Origin of the sequence: Paenibacillus validus NBRC 15382, from assembly GCF_004000985.1 — a bacterium.
GTDB lineage: Bacteria > Bacillota > Bacilli > Paenibacillales > NBRC-103111 > Paenibacillus_G > Paenibacillus_G validus.
Map to the genome: position 1 here is coordinate 35,561 of NZ_BIMH01000027.1, position 22,163 is coordinate 57,723.

At 53.1% G+C, this 22,163-nt stretch carries 17 protein-coding genes; 3 read left to right on the forward strand and 14 right to left on the reverse strand.

Annotated features, from left to right (window positions below):
• Positions 1 to 12 precede the first annotated feature (12 nt).
• On the reverse strand, positions 13 to 2,613 hold the full coding sequence (locus PVA01S_RS17115; protein WP_236595752.1) for an Ig-like domain-containing protein: 2,601 nt from the start codon (positions 2,611 to 2,613) through the stop codon (positions 13 to 15).
• A gap of 243 nt (positions 2,614 to 2,856) precedes the next feature.
• Here PVA01S_RS17115 and PVA01S_RS17120 point away from each other — a divergent pair, with 243 nt between their 5' ends.
• Positions 2,857 to 4,155 carry a glycoside hydrolase family 18 protein gene (locus PVA01S_RS17120; RefSeq protein WP_127608618.1) on the forward strand — a complete coding sequence of 433 codons (1,299 nt, stop codon included), beginning with the start codon at positions 2,857 to 2,859 and terminating at the stop codon, positions 4,153 to 4,155.
• Between the two features lie 138 nt (positions 4,156 to 4,293).
• Here PVA01S_RS17120 and hprK read toward each other — a convergent pair whose 3' ends face one another.
• Complete coding sequence (gene hprK / locus PVA01S_RS17125; RefSeq protein ID WP_054796542.1) at positions 4,294 to 5,205, reverse strand: HPr(Ser) kinase/phosphatase; 912 nt, start codon at positions 5,203 to 5,205, stop codon at positions 4,294 to 4,296.
• 353 nt (positions 5,206 to 5,558) lie between these two features.
• Between hprK and PVA01S_RS17130 the strand changes: the two genes are divergently transcribed.
• Positions 5,559 to 7,703: a methyl-accepting chemotaxis protein gene (locus tag PVA01S_RS17130; protein ID WP_164751871.1), complete on the forward strand. Its 2,145-nt coding sequence runs from the start codon at positions 5,559 to 5,561 to the stop codon at positions 7,701 to 7,703.
• A gap of 250 nt (positions 7,704 to 7,953) precedes the next feature.
• Here PVA01S_RS17130 and PVA01S_RS17135 read toward each other — a convergent pair whose 3' ends face one another.
• The 3 genes from PVA01S_RS17135 to PVA01S_RS17145 all read right to left on the reverse strand — a co-directional run bounded on the left by PVA01S_RS17135 (position 7,954) and on the right by PVA01S_RS17145 (position 10,683).
• Positions 7,954 to 9,261, reverse strand: coding sequence for an MEDS domain-containing protein (locus tag PVA01S_RS17135; protein WP_127608620.1), 1,308 nt, complete (start codon positions 9,259 to 9,261; stop codon positions 7,954 to 7,956).
• Between the two features lie 72 nt (positions 9,262 to 9,333).
• Positions 9,334 to 9,951, reverse strand: a complete 618-nt coding sequence (locus PVA01S_RS17140; RefSeq protein WP_127608621.1) for a TVP38/TMEM64 family protein — start codon at positions 9,949 to 9,951, stop codon at positions 9,334 to 9,336.
• 384 nt (positions 9,952 to 10,335) lie between these two features.
• On the reverse strand, positions 10,336 to 10,683 hold the full coding sequence (locus PVA01S_RS17145; protein WP_127608622.1) for an aldehyde dehydrogenase family protein: 348 nt from the start codon (positions 10,681 to 10,683) through the stop codon (positions 10,336 to 10,338).
• Positions 10,684 to 10,741: 58 nt separating this feature from the next.
• On the opposite strand from PVA01S_RS17145, the gene PVA01S_RS17150 reads away from it, so the two are divergent.
• The gene (locus tag PVA01S_RS17150; RefSeq protein WP_127608623.1) at positions 10,742 to 11,452 is read left to right on the forward strand and encodes a DUF2306 domain-containing protein; all 711 of its coding nucleotides are present in this window, start codon (positions 10,742 to 10,744) and stop codon (positions 11,450 to 11,452) included.
• A 100-nt stretch (positions 11,453 to 11,552) separates the two neighbouring features.
• On the opposite strand, the gene PVA01S_RS17155 is transcribed toward PVA01S_RS17150, so the two are convergent.
• The 9 genes from PVA01S_RS17155 to PVA01S_RS17195 all read right to left on the reverse strand — a co-directional run bounded on the left by PVA01S_RS17155 (position 11,553) and on the right by PVA01S_RS17195 (position 21,919).
• Complete coding sequence (locus PVA01S_RS17155; RefSeq protein ID WP_054796535.1) at positions 11,553 to 12,452, reverse strand: aldo/keto reductase; 900 nt, start codon at positions 12,450 to 12,452, stop codon at positions 11,553 to 11,555.
• A gap of 341 nt (positions 12,453 to 12,793) precedes the next feature.
• Positions 12,794 to 13,606 carry an inositol monophosphatase family protein gene (locus PVA01S_RS17160; protein ID WP_127608625.1) on the reverse strand — a complete coding sequence of 271 codons (813 nt, stop codon included), beginning with the start codon at positions 13,604 to 13,606 and terminating at the stop codon, positions 12,794 to 12,796.
• Positions 13,607 to 13,646: 40 nt separating this feature from the next.
• Positions 13,647 to 14,759: an ABC transporter ATP-binding protein gene (locus PVA01S_RS17165; protein ID WP_127608626.1), complete on the reverse strand. Its 1,113-nt coding sequence runs from the start codon at positions 14,757 to 14,759 to the stop codon at positions 13,647 to 13,649.
• Between the two features lies 1 nt (position 14,760).
• Positions 14,761 to 16,470: an ABC transporter permease gene (locus tag PVA01S_RS17170; RefSeq protein WP_218029643.1), complete on the reverse strand. Its 1,710-nt coding sequence runs from the start codon at positions 16,468 to 16,470 to the stop codon at positions 14,761 to 14,763.
• Positions 16,471 to 16,515: 45 nt separating this feature from the next.
• Positions 16,516 to 17,619, reverse strand: a complete 1,104-nt coding sequence (locus PVA01S_RS17175) for an ABC transporter substrate-binding protein (protein ID WP_127608627.1) — start codon at positions 17,617 to 17,619, stop codon at positions 16,516 to 16,518.
• Positions 17,620 to 17,659: 40 nt separating this feature from the next.
• The gene (locus PVA01S_RS17180; protein ID WP_244932981.1) at positions 17,660 to 18,454 is read right to left on the reverse strand and encodes an HAD family hydrolase; all 795 of its coding nucleotides are present in this window, start codon (positions 18,452 to 18,454) and stop codon (positions 17,660 to 17,662) included.
• A gap of 5 nt (positions 18,455 to 18,459) precedes the next feature.
• On the reverse strand, positions 18,460 to 19,470 hold the full coding sequence (locus PVA01S_RS17185) for a LacI family DNA-binding transcriptional regulator (protein WP_164751872.1): 1,011 nt from the start codon (positions 19,468 to 19,470) through the stop codon (positions 18,460 to 18,462).
• Between the two features lie 159 nt (positions 19,471 to 19,629).
• Complete coding sequence (locus PVA01S_RS17190) at positions 19,630 to 21,141, reverse strand: acetyl-CoA hydrolase/transferase family protein (protein ID WP_127608630.1); 1,512 nt, start codon at positions 21,139 to 21,141, stop codon at positions 19,630 to 19,632.
• A gap of 133 nt (positions 21,142 to 21,274) precedes the next feature.
• Entirely contained in the window at positions 21,275 to 21,919 is a 645-nt protein-coding gene (locus PVA01S_RS17195) for a LytTR family DNA-binding domain-containing protein (RefSeq protein ID WP_054799475.1), read from the reverse strand.
• Positions 21,920 to 22,163: the final 244 nt, after the last annotated feature.

The following is a 22,163-nucleotide window of genomic DNA, read 5'->3' on the forward strand; positions in this document are numbered from 1 at the left end:
TCCTCTTCCTGCTTAGTTGACGACATTCACCACAATTGTCGTTTTCTTCTTCGCGTAGGTGACCGTAACGGTCGCTTTTCCTTTGCCCGTCGCCTTGATGGTACCGTCTTTCACGTCCGCTATTCGAATGTTCGTGGAAGACCAGAGCCCTTCGACCGTGACATCCTCTTCGGTTCCGTCAAAGAAGGTAGCGACGGCTTTCATTTGCAGCGTTTCGCCCTTCTTCATCTCCACGGCAACTTCATTCGTCTTCAAATATTTAAGCTTGTCGACTTCTACAGGAATGCTCACGGTTTTGCCCCCGAACGAAACAAGTACCGTCGCCGTTCCCGAATCGACCGCCGTAACCCATCCGCCCGCTACATCGACTATTTTATAACTGCTGGATCTCCATACGCCCTGATCGGTTACATCCTTCTTCGTGCCGTCAGACAGCAGAGCGGTTAACGTAATTTGAACCGACTGCCCCTTCTTGGTCGAAATGAACTTCCTGTCGACTTCCAGCGACTGAACGACCCCGATTTCCACCGGAATCGACACCGTCTTGCCCCCGAAGGCCGCCGTAATGGTCGTCTTGCCGCGGGATACCGGCGTGACAACGCCGTTCACGACTTGAACGACCTTCTCATCGCCGGACTTCCATTCCGCCTCGGCGGTGACATTCTTGCTCACTCCGCTTCCGTCCGTCGCGGTCAGCGCAATGACCTTCGTTTCGCCCAAATCGAAAGCGAGCATGGAAGGAGCAGCCGTCAGCTTGTTAGCCGTATCCACTTGAACCGTCACCGTAACGGATTTACCGCCAAAGCTGCCGGTAACCTTGGCTTCGCCTGCGCCCTCAGCCGTAATGACGCCTTGTTCGACCGTCGCCGCATTCGCGTTCGAGGTGCTCCATTGCGCGTCCTGCACAACGTCGAGGCTCGTCCCATCCGTATACGTTGCCGTCAGCTTGATCGTGTAAGCCTCATGCTTCTTCAAGATCAACAGCGTCTTATCGGCCGTTAACGTCTTCAAGACGCCGACCGATACGGGAATCGCAATCGATCTTGTCCCGAATTGCGCCTTAATCGTCGTAGCGCCGGTGCCGACGCCGGTAATGAGACCGCGTTTAACTTCGGCGATGTCGGCCGCTGCAGTTGACCATTCCGCCCTGGACGTGACGTCTTCCTCGCGTCCGTCGGCATAGACGGCTTTCAGCGTCACCTGTTCGGACGAACCCGCTTGAAAGTTGACCGCCTTCACGCTTGGAACCAGCTTGGTCGGCACATCGACCGAGAGGTCCAGGGACACGCTCTTGCCGCCATACTTCGCCGTAATGGTCGCCCGACCGGCTTTATAGGCGGTTATTTTCCCTCCCGAAACATCCGCGGTCCCGGCGCTGTCGGATTTCCACTCGGCTTGTCCGGTGACGTCTTCTTCCGTCCCGTCCGCGTAAGTAGCTTGCAAGGTGACTTGCTCGGATTCTCCAGTTTTCAAGGCAAGATCTTCCTTGCTCAGCTCCAGTCTGCGCGGTACGTCGACATCAACTCGCGTCGTCACCGTCTTGTTCCCGTACTTCGCGGATACGGTCGCTTCCCCGGATTCATTGGCGCTAAGCTTCCCTTTGATGACATAGACGACGTCTTCGTCGGTCGAAGACCACTCCGCCCGGCCCGTAATGTCTTCCGAGCTCCCGTCGGGATAAGTCGCCACCAGCTTCAGCTGCTCCGTCGCATTCTTCTTCATGAACAGGCTCTGCTGATCGAGGGCGATCTTCATGGCTTGATCGACATCGACCTTGATCGTCGTCGACTTGGTCCCGTAAGCCGCTTTAATCGTCGCTTGGCCCGGGCCGTATCCGGTGATTTTACCTTTAATGACGTCGGCCACCGTCTCATCATCCGACTCCCAGTCCGCTTTATCCGAAACATCCTCTACCGAACCGTCCGGGTAGGTAGCGAACAGCTTGACGGATTCCGTTTCGTTCAACAGCAAGGAGACTTGCGTTTTCTCCGGATCCACCCGTTTCACGATCTCAACATAGACCGGCACGGTTACCTGCTGATTGTTATATTTGGCCGTAATACTCGTGCTTCCGGAGCTTTGCCCCGTCACGTTGCCATTGACGACCGTCGCAATCGAACCGTTATCGATGTTCCAATCGGATTTGGCCGTTACGTCTTCGGAGGTTCCGTCGTCGTAATAAGCCGTCAATTTGATCTGCTCCGATTGTCCCTGCCGAAGCTCGATGAGCTGCTTATCTTTAATTAAAGAACGGACCCGCTTCGTCACGTCCACGTTGACAATGACGGTCTTGCCCATATAAGTGGAGGTGATAACCGCCTTTCCTTCTTTCTTTGCGGTCACGGAACCGGCGTATACCGAAGCCACGTCCGGATCTCCTGAATTCCACTCCGTCTTCACAGTAACGTTCTCCGTCGTGCCGCTAACGTAAACGGCGGTAGCCGTTAAGGCCGCGGTGGCCCCCACTTCCAGGGACAGCTCGTTCTTATTCAGCACCAGGCTCGATATTTGTTCCTGCGCCCGTACGCTCACGCTTCCAAAAGCGCTGGTCGCCACTACAAATCCAAGCAGAAGCATTAACAATCTGGTCATGCGAACACGCAATTGCTTCATCTTTCGCGTTTTCTCCTCTCCACGATTTGGTAAACCCGCCTCATCTATTATCGTCAGCCGCCGAAGGAACCTTTAGCTTTTTCCTCACTTCTTCCGAAATTTCAGCAAACTTTCAGTTTTCGACACCCCGTATGCTTATGGACGTTTAACGTTGACATGGAAGGTTGCTGCGTGGAATATGCTGTACCAAGCGCATTTTGCGGCGCCGCCGCAGGATGATTTTCCTTCAAAGGAGAAGGTTGCATGCAAATTCACGTGATTCAACCCGGACAATCGCTCTATCAGTTATCCCAAACGTATGACGTCCCCGTGCAAACGATCGCCGAAGCGAACGAAATCGACACCGCCAGCACGCTGGTCGTCGGTCAGGCGCTCGTCATCCCGATGGTGGGCCAATATTATTGGGTTCATCAAGGGGACAGCCTGTTTAAGATCGCCCGAACGTACGGCATAACGCCGGAAAGACTCGCAGCCGTCAACGGGATCAGCGTCAACCAGCCGCTTACCGTCGGCCAGCGGCTCTATATTCCTCCGGCGCCTCGCCGTCAGGCGGAAATCAACGCCTACATCGAGCCTCGGGGCGACAGCGTCTCCCCCGCCCTGACCCAGGCGGCGCGCGAGACCGCCCCGCATCTGACGTACCTCGCCCCGTTCAGCTTCCGCATTCAGCGGGACGGCACCCTCCTTGCGCCGCCGCTGGGCGAGCTGCCGCAAATCGCGGCCGAACAGAAGGTCACGCTCATGATGGTGGTTACGAACCTCGAGAAAGACCAGTTCAGCGCCGAGCTCGGCGAAGCCGTACTGAACAACGAAGACTTGCAGAGCAAGCTTCTCGCCAACATCATCGCCACCGCCAAACGGCTGAACTTCCGCGACATTCATTTCGACATCGAACATCTGCGCCCGCAGGACAAAGAGGCGTACAACCGCTTCCTGAGGAAGGCGGCCGAGGCGATTCACCGCGAAGGGTTCCTGATCTCGACCGCCCTCGCCCCGAAAACAAGCGCAGCCCAAACCGGCGAGTGGTACACCGCCCATGACTACAAGGCCCACGGCGAGATCGCCGATTTCGTTATCATCATGACGTACGAATGGGGCTACAGCGGCGGCCCGCCGATGCCCGTCTCCCCGATCGGTCCGGTGCGCCGGGTCCTGGAATACGCCCTCACGGAAATGCCCGGCTCCAAAATTATGATGGGGCAAAACCTATACGGCTACGACTGGACGCTGCCCTACGTTCCAGGCGGGGCCTATGCGAAAGCGGTCAGCCCGCAGGAGGCCATCCGTCTAGCCCGGGCTAACAAGGCCCGGATCGAGTACGATGCGAAGGAACAAGCGCCTCATTTTTCGTACTGGGATGCGAACCGGAAACAGCACGTCGTCTGGTTCGAGGACGCGCGTTCCATCCAGGCGAAATTCAACTTAGTGAAAGAGCTGGAGCTGCGGGGAGTCAGCTACTGGAAGCTGGGCTTGAGCTTTCCTCAAAACTGGCTGCTGCTTGAGGATAACTTTACGGTGGTCAAAAAACAGTCGTCCACATAAGCGGCTTGCCGGCGACTACAATGCGCCCGCCTGCGGCGTGGCGATGGTGCGGGCCACCGCCATGCGCTGACGCTTGGCGGTGGCGGAGACGTACACCGCCAAGCTGCAAAAAAAGGCACGAACCTCCTCGGTTCGTGCCTAGTCGTCGCTTTGCAGCCGCTTCATGAAATCTTCGGCTGCGCTGTAGCCCTGCTGACGCAAGTACCAGTTGTTGGCTGCCGCCTCCACCAATCCGGCCACGTCGCGTCCGGGCTGCAGTTGGATTTCGATATGCGGAATGCGGATATCCATGTACTCGGTAAACTTCGGCTCCAGCTCCAGCTCGTTGTTGAGCGCGTGATCCTGCCATTTCGTCAGCTCGATATCGAGCACGATCCGCGTCTCGTCCTGGAACGCCTTGCGTCCGTACAGCCGCGAAACGTTAATAAGCCCGATGCTGCGCAGGGCAAGGAACTCCTTCGTCTTGCCGTTATGCGTGCCGAGAATCGTCTCGGGTCCGATTTTCTTCAGAACGACGATGTCATCGGCCACCAGCCGGTGTCCCCTCCGAATGAGCGTATGCGCAGTTTCACTCTTGCCGACGCCGGACTTGCCGCGCAGCAGTATACCGATGCCCGACACGTTGACGCATACGCCGTGCACGGCAATCTCCTGCGCCAAAGCTTTGGTCAGATAAGCGTCGACAAGCTCGATGAATCTGGACGACGGAAGCGGCGTGCGGAGCAGCGGAATACCTTCTTCCTCGCAATACTTCTTCAAATATTTCAACCCTTCCTGATTGCGGGTAACCACAAAGCAAGGCGGGTGATATTTCACGATATTGCCGATGTGCAGGTTGCGTTCTTCTTCGCTAAGCGTATGCAAGTAAGTAATTTCTTTGCTTCCGAGCACCTGCACATGCGCATGCGGGAAGAAATCGAAATACCCGACAAACTCAAGGCCCGGCCGGTGCACCCTCCCTTTGGGGATGACGGCGTTTAATTTATGGCTTCCCGCCAGCACTTCCAAGGAGAAGCGCTCGACCAAATCCTGAACCGTTACCGATTTCATACAGCTTCTCTCCTTTAACCAGGTCATTCAACGTACTAGTTCTACAGCTTCAAGCCGATTCCTCCCTGCAAAGAAAGCATTTCCATGACAATTGGGCTCCGCTTCGCGCTTACACGCCATTCGTCTGGTGCAGCTGGCGGTTCCCTGCGAAGGAAAGAGCCGTTTTTGCATTTATATGTCATATTACCTAACCTTAATAACCTGGGCTTACTCCGCCCTTTGTATAAAATTACAAATCCAGCACCTTTTATTGTTAAAAAAAACAAACTCGTCCGAATTTTCTAGTTCCACACTCCCTCGACCGGTATATGTATGTTATATTTTATGACATAAAAGACGGGGGGAGCTTGACTATGAAATCGAAGTCATCGTTTAAGGCATCCAGCCTTCAAAGTTTGTTCGTGCCCGGCATGTTCGTGATGAACCGACTGCGTTATTTGTATAAATTCATCTTGATCGGGAGCGTCTTCTTCATTCCGATTGTGATTTTGATGCTGCAGTTGACTGGCGAAGCGAACCGGAATATCCGGTTTGCGGAGCAGGAGAAACAAGGGGCTCTTTTTCTCAAGCCGCTGGAGAGTCTATTTACCGATCTGGGACAATACCGCCTTGCGGCATTGGGGAACACCATCGGAACACCCCCGACAAAGGAGAGACTTCAAGAGCTGGAGGCCCGCATCGAGCGCTCCCTCGAAGCTCTGGACCGGCTTGCGCTTCAATACAAGGACGAGCTGCAAGCGACCGAAGTCGTCGCCGACATCTCCGCAAGCTGGCGGGAGCTCAAAGCGGTATCGGACGGCTCCAGCCCGACCAAAACCGATGAAACCCATAAGAAGCTGGATGAACGCTTCGTACAGCTGATCGATACGGTCAAAGTGAACTCCAATCTGATTCTCGATCCACAGCTCAGCTCCTACTACTTAATGGATTCCATAACCTCCACTTATCCTTCGCTGCTCGCCAAATTGAATCAAGCTGCGGCCATCGGCATGGAAGTCAGCAGCAAGACGCGTTTCTCAAACTCTGCGCAAAAAGACGAGCTGCTCCTGGCGATCGGGGAAGTCGACAAGCATCAAAAGACGCTTGCCAAATCCATCATAACCGCAGCCAAAACCGAGCCCGCTTTGCTCGAATCCCTCGTGAAGGAATTGAGCGAAAGCGAGAATGCAGTCGTTCAGTTTAACGATCTGCTGCATGTGCAGCTGATTAACAATGCGTTTATCATTGTGGAGCCGGAGAAGGTCCGAACGCTCTATGAGGCGGCCGTCACCGCCAGCGAGAACCTGTACGCGAAGGAGATGGGCCTGCTGGTCCAGCAGCTGGACCAGCGGATAGCGAAGTATCACGCGACCAAGACGTTCTCGCTCTGGACCGTAGTTATCGTCCTCCTGTTCATCGCTTATTTATTCTTCTCCTTTACCCTTTCCTTGCAGCGAAGCATCCGGCAATTAGGCGAGGTCTCGCAACAATTGGGCGAAGGCCGCTTAACGGTCAGAGTCCCCGTGGAGACGAAGGACGAATTCAGATATGTCATGAACGCCTTCAATGCGCTCGCCGATTCGTTCCTGCAGGTTGTACAAGAGGGCAGGCACGTTTCCAGAACGACCTTGTCCGCTTCCGAACAGTTACACGCGATCAGCACGTCAAGCACGGAGTTAACGAACAAGATCTCCCAGGCCTTCAAGGAAGTCGTGGCGGGGGCCGAAGTTCAAGTACAAGCCGCGCAAGAAACTTCCACTGCGATGAATGAAATGTCCGCCGGCGTGCAAAAAATCGCCGAATCCTCGTTCGTCGTTGCGGAGACGGCCGCTCACGCCGCCGAACAATCGGATAAAGGCCGCCTTGTTGTCGAAGACGCCATCCGGCAGATGAATCGGATTAAAGATAATGTGGCCGGCACGTCGGTGACGATCCGGCAGCTGGCGGAATTAACCCTTCAGATTGACCGCATTCTCAAAGTCATACGTGACATCTCCGAACAGACCCGGTTGTTGTCGTTGAACGCCTCCATTGAGGCGGCGCGTGCCGGAGAGCACGGCCGTGGCTTTCAGGTCGTCGCCCTGGAGGTGAAGAAGCTGGCCGACGGCTCCACCGAGGCAGCCAAGCAAATTGCCGGATTAGTCGCGGAAATTACGCGCAGCTGCCGTAACGCCGTCGACCGAACCGAGCAGGATGCCTCGGAAGTTGACAAAGGCGCCGTCGCGATGGGCAATGTGGGGACGATCTTCGCCATGCTCGTAGGCGCTGTCAGTCAAGTATCCGAGCAAATCCAGGAAGTGTCCGCCGTCGCCGAGCAAATGTCGGCCGGAACCGAGCAAGTATCCGCATCCATGGAGGAAACGGTCCGCATCTCCCGTCATTCCACCCGGCACCTCCAGCAAGTAGCCTCGGCCAATGAAGAGCAGTTGGCTTCGATGCATCGCATTTTCCGCTCGGCCGAAACGCTCCAAACGTCTTCTCAAGAACTGCAGCGCTTGCTGGATGGGTTTAGAATATAGGCTGCATACGAAGAACCTTAACCCTGCTGATGTTTCGCGGGGTTAAGGTTCTTTGCTGCCGCAGTAAATGGAGATACAAGCTAAACTTATCGTTAGTCCAAAGGGGATTCGCACGCATGCCGGATATGACGGAGATTCATTACGCGGTGGCCGGCATCATCATCGGTGCCATGTAACATCGCCGGGGGCTTCTGTAAGCTGAAGGTGTCTGTTCCTAGACTGGCGAGGCGCCTTATCCGGATTGAACCGGCTACGAGGCAGCCTCGCTTAACGGCAATCTAACCGTCACCTCGGTGCCTTGGTACAGAACGCTCGCGATCTCGATTTCGCCGGCGAAATGGTCGATCAATTGCTTCGCCATGAACAAACCGATCCCTTGGCCGCTTTTTTCATGGTTCATTTTCTCATACTTGCGGAACAGCTTATGGGTCTGTTCTTCGCTCATCCCGATGCCTTGGTCGCGTATGACCAGCACGACTCGCTTCCCCTGAACACCGGCCTTGAACCAAACCGTGCCGCCCTCATGACTGTATTTAATCGCATTGCTCAGCAGATTGGAGATGATAAGCTTCAACCCGATCGCATTCCCGAGTATCGTCTCACCGCCGAGACTGCATTCGCTGTGCAGCGCGATAGCTTGCGTACGGGCTTTCGTTACCATCATAGGCAGCACCTCGCAAACGATAGGCGCTACCGCGATTTTCGATTTCACCCACAGCGATTCCGACGACAGCATCTGTTCCGTGTTGATAATATGCGTAATTTCATTATCGATAACGTCCACATAATCGATGATCGCCTGCAGCTTCGCTTGGGCGGACCGATCTTCTTCCCTGTTCTGCAGCAAGGTCGCGTAAGCTTTAATCACCGTCAAGGGATTGCGAACCTCGTGCGAGACGACGTGCGCAAACTCCAGCTTCTGCTTGTATAAATCGACTTCCGATTGCATTTGGGTATGTACGGCAAGCGAAGGGAACAGCACCGTTTTTCCTTTTTGGTTATAAAAGGTCGATTTCGCCAAGCTGGTATCGGTCATGACGTACTCATGGCTCTTCAGCATCTCGTTCTGCACGTTGGCCGGCACATGGCGCCCATCATACACGCACACTCCGAGAATCCCCCACTCGCTCAAGGACGTATCGCAATGACACTCATACTTCCGCAGCTGCTCCAGGATGTCCGCCTGGTCCTGCCAATAGACATGACCCCAAGACCGCACCGTAAGCAGGCGATTGACAAAGGGCTGGAACAACTCTTCCAGGCTTTCCAAGATCAGCTTTACATGAAACGCCCCGTACTTGCCGTAAAACTCCCGGTGATCGAAAAAATGGATATGCTCGAACTCCTTCTCTTCGATCACATCGGTTAAACGCTCGTAGATGAGCCGCTGGTTGTCGAGACTATCGATAAGCACGATTTCCTGCCCTTGCCGAAGTCCGGTACGAACAAACGCCACGGCATTGCTCAGGTAGCCCTCATAAGATTCGTAAAAATATAGGATGTGCGCCCCATTCGAAACGTCAATTTGGTCCGTTAATGAAATCGATGCCATCGCCATCTTACACACTCCCGCCTGCCGCTAGTCCACAAGTTAATGGTGTTGATTTCTTACATTCGACGTTACAAATAATTATCCTTTATCTGGATGGGACTGATTCTGGGCTTGTCCCCGTTCCCGCGTATAGTAAGCCTCGATCTTCTTGCTGGCCCATAACGAAGCGCCGATAAACAGCAGCACGTAGACGATTTGCGCCGGATTGCGGATATACCGCTCCAGGTCGTAACCGATATAGGAAACGTAGAACACCATAATGGCTTTGCCGAACAGGATCGCGATCAAGAACGAACGCAGCCGCATTCCTGCAAGGCCGGCCGCCATATTAACGACCACGAAGGGGCCTACGGGAAACAAACTTAACAGAAACACATAACCGAACGCGTTCCGGCGAACCCATCTCATGCTTCGCTCCACCTTCGGGCGGCGGGCCCACTTCTCCAGGTATGGATGTCCGGAGATTCGGCGCACGAGCTGGAAAGTCACCAGGCAGCCGCTCACCATGCCGAGCCAGGAATAGAAGAAGCCGAGCCATAATCCGTACACCGCAGCGTTCACGCCAACAATGACGATCGTAGGCAAGGGCGGGATGAAAGATTTCAGGAAGGTCAAAAGTATACCGGGGAGAGGCCCCAGGCTACGGTAACGTTCCAGCAAATCTTTGAGGTTATCCTCGGTCAAATAAGAGATCATATCCCAGGCTCCTTTTCAAGAACTCGTTAAAAAATGCGTTATTTTATTATACGTTGAACCGGATCGAATTGAATAGCGGGAAAAAAAATACGATGGCGAGTAAAAAAAAGCCTGACCCAGTTAACGGTCAAAGCTTTTATGAACGGAGCCGGAAGCGATCATCGCCCAATTTTCACGAAAATCTGTATGTCTGTGGATATGTTGATATCGACATGAAAACTTATGCACAGCAAGCGATTGCCGCTTGTGGGCTTTGTGTATAACCCTGTGGATAAACATCGTTATCAGCACGGTATCCCTCCCGAGTCCGCCGGCCCGGATAAGCTCATCGAATCAGGAATCCCGATCATCAACAACGCCAATAAGCGAGGTTAAATGAACGGCTTAATACTGGAAATAAACCACTTTCATCTCGGTATAAAATTCTTTGTTCGAGCTTCCGATCGAGTACGCGCCGAAGCCGGATTGCTTCACGCCCCCAAACGGCATATGGGCCGCGCTTGCCGTGCCATGATTGATATGCACCATGCCGCTTTCCACCTGATCGGCAAAACGGTAAGCCGAGGATAGATTTTCAGTAAAAATGGCTGCCGCCAATCCATATTCGACCGAATTGGCGATCTCAAGAGCTTGCTGCTCGCTTTCCACCGAAATGATGACAATCGGGGATTTCAGCCCCTCCAGACCGGACTGCCTGCAATTGTAAGCATGATGATTTCTCTTCCCATATATCCATAACTTTGGTTATAATTTCTTAAGTGCTCACAATACGTTCACAGGAGATGGTTCGATGGAACTAGCGTTTCACTTTAGCAGATGGCTACATATTGTTGCGGGTTTTTTGGCGTTACTCGTATTTTGGATCCCGATTGTCACGAAGAAGGGCGGAAAGACGCATAATCGGATCGGCTGGATTTATGTATACGCGATGACCATCGTCTCCATTAGCGCTTTGTATATGGGGATTTTTCGCATTTTCCTGGACCCGGCCAGCGATCAGGACCGCATCTCCTTCTCATGGTTCTTAATCTTTATCTCGATCCTGAGCGGAGCCAGCGCCTGGTACGGCATTCGGGTGCTTCGCTTTAAACGGCGGCAGGAGAAGCACCGCAACGTATGGGATTTGATGTTCCCTATCCTGTTATTGCTCTCCGGAGCCGGCATCAGTATTTACGGGTTTACAATTGCTTTCCCCTTGCTGCAATACTTCCCGCTCCTCGGGGTTTTCCTCGGCGTAACCCATCTTCTGTATTGGTTAAAGGCGCCCCGATTAAAAATGCATTGGGTCATGGAGCATATTGCCGGCATGCTCACCTGTTGTATCGCGACCATTACGGCCTTCACCGTATTCGGCGCTCCCAAGCTGCTGCAAATCCAATCCGTCAGCACCATCCTGTGGTTTATACCGACGATCGTTATCGTTCCTTTACTGATCGGGTTCTCCAATTACTATAAGAAGAAGTACAATCCGCCGAAGAACCGGGCCACCCTTGAACGGTAGCAACGCCCCCGTCACGGATAACCATTCCGGGCCGTTCCACACGAAAGCGCGCTGACCTCAAACGGTCAGCGCGCTCGCTCCTAAAGCTGTATGGCTGTCCTTACACAATATCGAGAGGAACTTTTCTGGAGGGCTTGGGAAAGACGGCATCCAGTCTTTGCAAGTCTTCTTCCGTTAACTGAACGAGGCCTGCCGCCGCATTCTCAAGCACATGCTCTTCCGTCGATGCCTTAGGTATGGCTATCGCATCTCCGTTTCGGATACACCATGCCAAGAGAAGCTGCAGCGGCTTGATATGATGCCGATCGGCGATGTCCTTGACCACTTCGTTCTCCACCAGCCCTTTTCTTAAAGATCCCGCCTGCGCCATAGGACAGTAGGCCATGATCGGCATACGGTGTTCTCTTTGCCAAGGCAGCAAATCATATTCAATGCCGCGGGAACCAAGGTGATAGAGTACTTGATTCGTTACACAATGCGAACCTTTAGCCAACGCGGACAGCTCTTTCATATCGGCCGTATCGAGGTTCGAGACGCCCCATCTCCGTATTTTTCCCGCTTCAACCAGTCTTTCCATGCCTTCTATCGTTTCGCTTAAAGGAACGCTGCCTCTCCAGTGAAGCAGGTACAGGTCGAGGCGGTCCGTCTTTAATCGTTTCAGGCTGTCTTCACAGCTTTTGGCTATTCGGCCCCGTCCGGCATTATGCGGATACACCTTGGAAACCAGAAATACGCGATCCCTTATGCCTTCGATCGCTTCCCCGACCAGCGACTCGGATCTTCCGTCACCATACATTTCCGCGGTATCGATCAAGCTCATGCCAAGCTCCACACCGAGTCTTAAGGTTTTCATTTCTTCCTGCCTTTTGGAAGGCTCGTCTCCGATAAACCAAGTGCCTTGACCGAGTCTGGGCAATACGGTTCCGTCCGGAAGCGTAACGGTACGCCCGGCGTTCGCACTTTTTATATTTTCGATTTGTTCCCGGCTGATTTTAGCCACAGGCTCCATCTCCTTCATCCGTTCATTTGCGGTATTTTTCCCCTAAAACGGCATCCTAAACCTTCCCTCTCCAGCCAATCACGATCATATTTCACCAAATCGAGCCATCGACACCCGGACTTCACTCCCCTTGGTTTGTAAGCATCGGATTCGTAAACAGAACCCATCGCCCTAAACGTATTTTACAATAACCAAGGCCCGGATGCCGGTAAATCTTGGTGGATCCATGTACGCCGGGCCGGTATCCAGAAATACCGGAATTCATGCAAAAAAGGAGCCCGAACCGAGTGCCTTCGGCCGAACCCCTTGTCTGATCGATTTGCCAACGCTCCACTAGCCGGTTAAGCATGGATGGTGGGCTGCATACATGCCAGCATCGGCTGATGAACGAAGCCATTGCTCGCGACGATGTTTTTCGTGAATAAATCGAAGGGGCGACCTGCCGTATCCGTCACGGTCCCTCCCGCCTCCTGAATGAGAATAACCCCTGCTGCCGTATCCCACACGTTCAGCCCGTATTCCCAGTAGGCTCCGAGCTTGCCCGATGCGACATAAGCCAATTGCAGGGCCGCTGACCCTAACGACCGGATAGACCTGCATTTCCCGCTCAATTCACCCAGACATTCCACGCCCACGGCTCTTGCCCGCTCATCCGTCGGAAAGCCGGTGCCAAGTAAAGTTTGTTCCAACCGGTCCACGTTCGACACCGATATGCGTTTCCCGTTCACGAATGCGCCCTGCCCCTTCGCGGCCCAATACATTTCGTCCGAGCAGGGGTCATAGATGACGCCTGCCGTCAGCTCCCCCCGGCAAGCTAAAGCGATGGACACCGTAAACCCCGGCATGTTATGGACAAAGTTGCTGGTGCCGTCGATCGGGTCGACAATCCATAGGAACGGCTCAGCCGACGCTTGCTCCAGCCTGCCAACGAATCGCTCGCCGCTGCCGAACGACTCTTCCTCCCCCAAGAAGGTATGCTCGGGATATTGTTCCTCAATGCGCTGCCGGATCATCAGCTCGGAAGCCCGATCAATTTCCGTGACAAGGTCAAAGCTTGAGCTTTTCTCATCCGTCACATAGGAAGTCCCTAAACGGGATTTGATCATGGCTCCGGCATCCCTGGCAATCCGCTTGGCGATCTCCAAATGGTTCAAATAGAACCTCCTCTTTTCTGGATCAAAATTGATCTCCTCCCTACTCCTGACCCGGCGGCAGCAGAGTAATGGATTGACCCGACAGCCCAAGCCGGATCAGATCTCCCACGCTTTTCGGCTCATGTAAATGATGCATGTAATCGACAACAACCACGGTTTGCCCGCCTAACGCGACTTCATATTCGACGTAAGGCCCAAGGTAAATCGCCCGTTCCACCGTGCCCTGGAACTTGCCTTCGGGATCGATGCTCCAAAATTCAGGCCGGATGACGCAATCGACCCGTTCCCCCGCTTTGACCTCAAAGATCGGGTCCTTCGGAATGACCAGTCTTTGACCCAGCAAGTTCAACCCGATATGGCGGGAGTCCGATTGCTCGACGATCGCCTTGAGGAAATTCGCCTTGCCCATAAAGTTGGCCACGAATTGATTGCAGGGTCTCATATAAATTTTCCGGGGCGATCCGATCTGCTGGATCTCGCCTTTGTTCATGATCACGACTTTATCCGAGATGGCCATCGCTTCCGCCTGATCGTGCGTGACGTAGAGGCTCGTGATGCCGAGGCGCTGCTGGATTTTGCGCAGTTCATCGCGCATATATTCGCGGAGCTTGGCGTCCAGATTGGACAGCGGCTCGTCGAATAACAGCACCTTCGGTTCGGTAACGACTGCCCGCGCCAGCGCCACGCGCTGCTGCTGTCCGCCGGACAGCAGCGAAGGCAGGCGGTCTTTCATTTTGTCCAAGTGCATCAAGGCCAGCACCTTGTCTACCCGTTCTTTGACCTGTGACTTCGGAATCGGCTTAATGCTCAAGCCGTATGCGACATTATCATATACGGTCATGTGGGGAAACAACGCGTAGCTCTGGAAGACCATGCCCACATCGCGCTTATTCGGCGGCAAATGGGTAATGGTCTGCCCATTGATCGAAATCTCTCCCGCTGTAGGCGTCTCAAATCCGGCCAGCATCCGCAGCGTCGTCGTCTTGCCGCAGCCTGACGGGCCAAGCAGCGTTACGAGCTGTCCCGGTTCGATATCCAGCGACACCTTGTTGACGGCATAGACCGGTTCTTCGCCCGAATGGCCGGGAAACTGCTTGACGATCCCGGCAAATGTTACTTTGGATGATGGAACGGTTTCCACGATTGCGCGCATATCAGAAGGCCCTCCTCTTCTTCGACCCGAGTTGATTGACCAGCAGTTGCAAGATACCGAGAGCCGCCATGACGATAACGATCAGGATGACGCAATAAGCGGCGGCCACCCCCAAGCGGCTCCCTTCGACTTGAGAGAGGATTGTGACCGTCATCAGGTTCCAATTGACAGAGACGAGAAAAATGATGGCGCTGATCGAAGTCATCGATTTCACGAACGAATATACGAGGGCGGAAAACAAGGCCGGACGCATCAGCGGCAGCGCTATTCTCCGGAACGTCGTGTAACTGTTCGCGCCCAGGATGGCCGATGCCTCTTCGATCGACGGGTCCACTTGGCGGAGACTGTTCGTGCCTCCCTCTATGCCGACCGGCATATTGCGGAACGTCAAGCATATGATGATGATCGCGGCCGTACCGGTCAGCAGCAGCGGCTTTTCATTGAATGCCAGGATATACCCGATCCCAACGACGGTGCCGGGTACGGCAAAGGTGAGCATGGAGCTGATTTCCATCCACTTTTTGCCGATAAACTTTTTGCGGATGATTAGAAAAGCGATGATCATGCCAAGCAGGGCCGTAATCGGCGTGGAAATGACCGAAAGCAGCAGCGAGTTCGTAATCGAATCAAAACCGCGGGAGAGCACGTATTTGAAGTTGTCCAGCGTCATCGAATGGTTGATTCCCCATATCTTGACAAAGGCGCCCCAGACGACGGTCCCGTAAAAGACGAGGATTGCGCCGGTGATCAGCCCGCAAAAAGCGAACAGCGGCCAGACAATATAGTTCTCCCGAATCGGCATTTCCGTATGGGACGGTTTGCCGGTTACGGTTACATACGATTTTTTGCTGATCCAATATTTTTGGAGGAAATACGTCGTCATGGCCGGAAACAGAATGGCGACCGCCATAATGGCCCCCCCGCGCAAATCGTACATCCCGGTAATTTGCAGATAAGCTTCCACCGCGAGGGTGGAATAATCGCCCGCGATCACCATCGGATTGCCGAAATCCTCGATGGACTTGATGAATACGAGCAGCAGCGAGCTGAAAATTCCGGGAATGGCCAAGGGCAGCGTTATCGTTGTAAATACTTTCAGGCGGGAAGCGCCCAGATTCAATGCAGCATTCTCCACCGCCGTATCGATGGACTCCAGAATGCCCTTTAAATTCAAGTAAGCAATCGGGAAGAAGGACAACGTCTGGATGACAATCAAGCTGGTCAAGCCATACACGTTCGAGCCCTGCCACCCGAACAAGCCGCTCGTGATGAGGCCGTTACGCCCGAACAAAAGGATCACCGACAGCGCAATGACAAATGGCGGCGAAATGATCGGCAGCAGCGCGACCAGATGAAAGAAAGACTTGCCTTTCATGCTGGTTCGGGTGTTGGCATAGGCGAATACGAATCCGATGACAGAGCTGGTCAGCGCCGCGATGACGCCCAATTGCATGCTGTTCCAAAAGGACCGCAGGAATGAACGGCTTCCCAGCGTTTTAGCTACGGTCGTAAAGTCCAGCCCTTTATCGCTGACCAAGGTTATTTTGAACACCTGATAAATGGGATACACGGCAAAAAGAAACAGGGAAACGAAAATAAGAATGATGAGGCCCAGCAACCAGGGCTCTTTCCACATTTGCTGCAGGATTGACGTAAGTTTCGAAGTGGTTGATGCCCTGTTCAAGTTTGCGGCTGGTTCCAACTTAGCCAAATGGCCTTCCCCCTTTCCTTAAGAGAGGCTGCTGCAAGCCTCCCTCTATTTTGCCGCATCCGCACCTTTGATTTTTTCATTAAACTTCGTTACAAGGTCCTTCCGTTGTTGTCCCGCCCAGACAGCGTCATAATTGACCACTTTCAGCTCGCTTATTGTCGTCAGGCCGTCGGAAGTTTTGGCTTCGGGATTTACAGGCAGGCGGAACGTTTTGTATGTCTCGTACAAGCCTTGCGCTTCTTTGCTGATCGCCCAGTCGATGAACTTCTTCGCGTTGTCCAACTCGTCAGCCGGCCCGCCTTTGATCAACGCCGCAGCCCCGACTTCATAACCGGTTCCTTCTTTGGGGAACACAAGCGTGATCGGGTAACCTTCCGACTTGGGTTTCAAAATGTCATGCGAGAAGGAAATGCCCACGGCCGCTTCGCCTAATCCCGCCTGCTTCGCCGGCGCCGATCCCGACTTCGTATACTGCAGGACATTCGCATCCAGCTTCTTCAAGTAATCGAAGGCTTTCTCCTCGCCCATCAACTGAACCAGCGAGGCCACTACGGTATAGGCCGTGCCGGAGGAACCGGGATGCGAAATGGAAATGTTCTTCTTGAATTCCGGCTTCAGCAGATCCTCCCACGATTCAGGCGCTTTCACGTTGTTCTTCTTGAGCCATTCCGTATTGACGGCAAACCCGAGAGGACCGACATAGAGCGGCGTCCATAATCCGTCTTTGTCCAAGTATTCCTTCGGCAGCTTATCGATGCCTTGCGGTGTGTATTTATCGAGCAGTCCTTCCTTGGAGGCCGCGACGAAGGTGTCGGATGGGCCGCCATACCAAACGCTGGCCTGCGGGTTATTTTTCTCCGCCTGCAATCGGGCTAGCGTCTCTCCTGCCGACAAACGGACGAATTTGACTTTAATTCCGCTCGCTTTCTCAAATTCGTTAGCATAATTAATGGCTTCCTCTTCGGGATAAGCCGTATACATCGTCAATTGCTTCGACGATTTCGCTGCCGGCTGCTTCGCTTCCTCAGACGCCTTCTGCCCGCTGCCGCCGGCGGCCGGTTGATCCGCCGTAGATGAACCGCAAGCTGTCATCCCGAGTACAGCAAGCGTCAATGCGGTAAGCTGGACAGCCTTGAATCTTTTTTTCATAGGTGAAGCCTCCCCTGATTTAGGTTTATGTTGTAAGCTATTAAGCTTCTTTCTCCATAAGCATCAATTTGTGTATGACCGCATGGATGGCGTGATTCTCATGATGCACCGTCAGTTCATCGGCCGCTTCTTTCAAAGGCTGGCTGGCATTCTCCACCGCTATGCCGCGGTCCGCTTGTTGCAGCATCGTGATGTCGTTGCCATTGTCACCAACCGCAATCGTATGCAAGCCTTCAATCCTCAGCATGTGCACCAGTTCCCTAAGCGCGGCACCTTTGGTCGCGCCTTCCGGCAGCAGCTCTAAATAGTTGGCTTCCGAATAAACCATTTCGCAGCGGATTCCACTTGTCGTGATCAGCGATTCGAATTGCTCCAGTTTATCCCTCGGTGCGATAAATAAGATCTTCGTGATCGGATCATCGATCCAATCCTCCCTCATGTCTTTGCATCTTACGCCGTCTTTGCGTTCATGCATCTCCAGAACCTCATTGCGCACCGGTGCAAACACGTCGCTCTCGCGGTACACAAGAATGGCCGACTCGTCGCACAAACCGGAAATAAAGCGCTTCCAAATTTCCTTGGGAATAACGAGCCGCTTCTCATAAAGAACCTTCCCGGTGACAGGCGAATAAATCTTGGCGCCATTGTAGAGAATGACGGGAAGGTCAATCTCGAGCCGGCGAATATAGGGGAGGACCGCCGACTCCATTCGGCCGGTGGCCAATGTAAACAAGCCTCCCCTGGCTTTGAACTCCTTAATCGCCCTTGCATTTTCTTCGCTTACGTTCTGCGAACGGTCCAGCAATGTGCCATCCATATCGGTTACGATCAACACTTTGTTCAAGGGGTCAGCCTCGCTTTGCAAGTTCGTCGAATAACAAGTCTGGCTTCCATCAATTCCGATTCGGGCGTGTACTCTTTATCCGCTATCATTTGGAGCAGCAGCTGCGCCGCCCTTCTTCCCATCTCTCTGCGCGGCTGTTCCATCGTCGTCAATTGAATCCAGTACAGTCCGGCATACTCCAGGTTGTCGAATCCGATGACGGACACCTTCTCGGGAACCGGAATATCATGCATCGCCAACCATTCCAGAGCGCCAATCCCGAGCAAATCGTTCGCTGCGAAGACAGCGGTCAAGTCCGGATTGTGCCCGAACAGCTTGCCCATCGCTTCCCGTCCGCTTTCAATCGTGCGGCCTCCGAAGATCATATGGCCCGCTTCCGGCGTCAGCCCGTTCTTGCGCATGACATCCGTATATCCGCGCAGTCTTTCATTACCGATGAAAGAGCTTTGGGGCATTCCGATAAAGCCGATTTGCCGATGTCCGAGTTCAATCAAATAATTCATCGAAACCGTCGCCGCCTGGTAATGGTCTACGTCTACATACGGAATAGACAGGCCTTCCGGAGGTCTCCTTCTCAAGAACACAATCGGTATTTCCAGACTCGACAACAGTTCAATAAATTCATCATCCAGGAAGTCAGGGGTCAGAATGAGTCCGTCGAATTGTCTTTCGATGGCGCTTTGAAGAAATTGTTTCTCCTTCTCCGAGTTCCGGTTCCCATTCCCGAATACAACCTGATACCCCTGTTCAAACAACGTCTCTTCCACGGCATTGGACAGGCTCGTAGGGAACGGATCGGACAGATCGGGGACCATTAACCCTATCGTGAACGTTTTTTTCTGAATCAGGCCTTTGGCGAGCGCATTGGGCCGGTAATTAAAATAACGGATCGCCTCCATAACCTGCAGCTTGGTTTCTTGGCGTACATCGGGATGATTGTTCATCGCTCTGGAAACTGTAGAAACTGAAACACCCAAATGTTTTGCTATATCCTTGATGTTAGCCAAAATCGTACCTCCATCTATGAATCCAGCCTGCAAACGTTACCGGAAACGTTTCCGGTAACGTTTGTTATTATCATACACCATTATTAAAGCGTTTACAATATGGATTAGGAAATTTTCCCACAGCAAAAAACACAGACCCGAAGCCTGTGTTTTCGCACTTTATAAAGACAAGACTTTCTGAAGCATCGTTCCCGACTGCTTGTAATTGGAATGCCACGACAGCGCCTTTTCCAGCACATGCGGAGTTTGTCCTCCCCGCGTAAGGGCTTCCTTATAATAGTCCAGTAAGGCTTCGCGGTACAGCGGATGGGCGCAGCGATTGATAATAAGCTCCGCACGCTCTCTCGGCGCCAGTCCGCGCAAATCGGCGTAGCCTTGCTCGGTGACGACCACATCCACATCGTGCTCCGTATGGTCCACATGGGACACAAAGGGCACGATACTCGAGATGTTCCCGTCTTTGGCGATCGATTTCGTGACGAACACCGAGATACGGGCGTTTCGCGCAAAGTCTCCCGAGCCCCCGATGCCGTTCATCATTTGCGTCCCCAGCACATGGGTGGAATTCACGTTGCCGTATATATCGAATTCCAACGCCGTATTGATGGCGATCAGACCCATGCGGCGAATGACCTCCGGATGATTGGACAGCTCCTGCGGTCTTAGGATGAGCCGGTCCCGGTATTTCTCGAGATTCGGGAACACTTGCTCCATCTTCGGAGCCGAGAGCGTAATCGAACAACAGGAGGCAAACCGGACTTTGCCCGCATCCATTAAATCGAACACGGCGTCCTGCAATACTTCGGAATATACCTCCAGATCCGTGAATTCCGATTGCAGCAAACCATGAAAAACCGCGTTGGAAACCGATCCGATCCCTGACTGGAGAGGAGCCAGCCGGTTCGTTAATCGTCCCGCGCGGACTTCCTGACGCAGAAACGCGATTAAATGCCGGGCGATTGTTTCCGTGTCCTTGTCCGGCGCTGTGATGGTTGAAGGGGAATCGGTCTGGTTCGTAAACACAATCCCCCGGACTTTACTCATGTCGACGGGTATGCCCAAGGTCCCGATCCGGTCATCCGGCCTGGAGATGGGAATGGGGGTACGCTCCCCTTGTTTACCCGGTTCGTACAAATCATGAAGTCCTTCCAGCGACTGCGGTTGCGCCAGGTTGATTTCGACAATAATGGAACGCGCGTGCTGCGCGAACACCATCGAGTTGCCTACGGATGTCGTCGGGATAATCATGCCGTCTTCCGTTATCGCAATCGCTTCCACGATGGCGAAATCAATGGGCTCCAGCACCTGAGCGCGCACCATTTCCGACGTTTTGGATAAATGCTGATCTATGAAATAAAACTCGCCTTGATTGATTTTCCGCCTCATCGTCGGATCCGCTTGAAAAGGAAGACGTTTATGGAGCAAGCCGACTTCGGCAAATAACTTGTCGATATCCGATCCAAGAGAAGCTCCCGTATATACATTAACTTTAAGCTTTTCACTTTTTGCACGCTCCGCTAACGCCATGGGAACCGCTTTTGCATCTCCGGCCCGCGTAAATCCGCTTAATCCCAAGGTCATTCCGTTTTTAATCCAGGAAGCGGCTTCTTCTGCAGAAACGACCTTCTCGTGGAGACGTTGATTTCGAATGCGATTGAAAACGTTTTCCAAAGGGTTTTCCCCCATTCATATGTCGTTTAGCCACATTTTAACCGATGATCGGCCGCGGAGAGGCATTTTCGGATGAAATAGGGAAAAAATCGGACAGAACACGTATATGGACGAACGAAACCGTAAAAGTCCATTAGAAACCGAGCAGCTTCCGGAAATAGCGGATATACGATTGACTGACCGTGATCTTGGTCCCGTTCCTCATGATTAACACAAGCGTGGAGTGCGTATCCGGGTAGATTTCCTTAATGTGGTTTACATTCACGATAAAGGAACGGTGGCAGCGCACAAAATAGTCTCTCGGCAGCAGAAAGTCAAATTCATTTAGCGTGTATTTATGGGTGCCGGAAAGCTTCTCGGTGACGACGTACGTTTTGCGGTCGCTTGCTTCCAGATACAGCACTTCCGGGAAAGGAACCGGAACCCACCCGTCCTGATACTTCACGGTGACAACGGATTGTCCCGTCGTCAGGGTAGGGAAAATCGCAGACACGCACCCCTCGAGCTTGCCTTCATGGATCAAGGGGACAGCCATGCCGTAATAAGGGACTCCGAATATGTCACGGTCAATGAACTCGGATACTTTTTGTTTGCCTGTCAATGCTTTATGCGTAATCGTCCCTTCCTTAATGGGATCGCCGGGCTTAATTTTCAGATCGATCCTTTTGCTGGGCCTGTAATAGATGTACTCCTTAGTATTGGCAACAACAATCGAGGTTTCGTCCGAGAACAATTCCCCAATCGCATTAAAGATGGACTCCATTGTAAAATGCTCCATATCCCGCACCTTCTTCGAAATAATCATTCCTTTACGCAAAGCTTATTTCGATGCAAACCAGGAATATCCTTCTAGCACGCCCGAATCGGACGCCGGGCAAGCTTGAATTACTTTTGTCTGACCCAAGTAACGATAGATAAAAGAATCGACAGGCACACAAGCAGGCCGGCAGCTCCATAGAAAAAGGCTGCTTCATAAGCGAAGCAGCCCCTCGTTTCATACAAGTCCGGCGATAGGCCGGAAG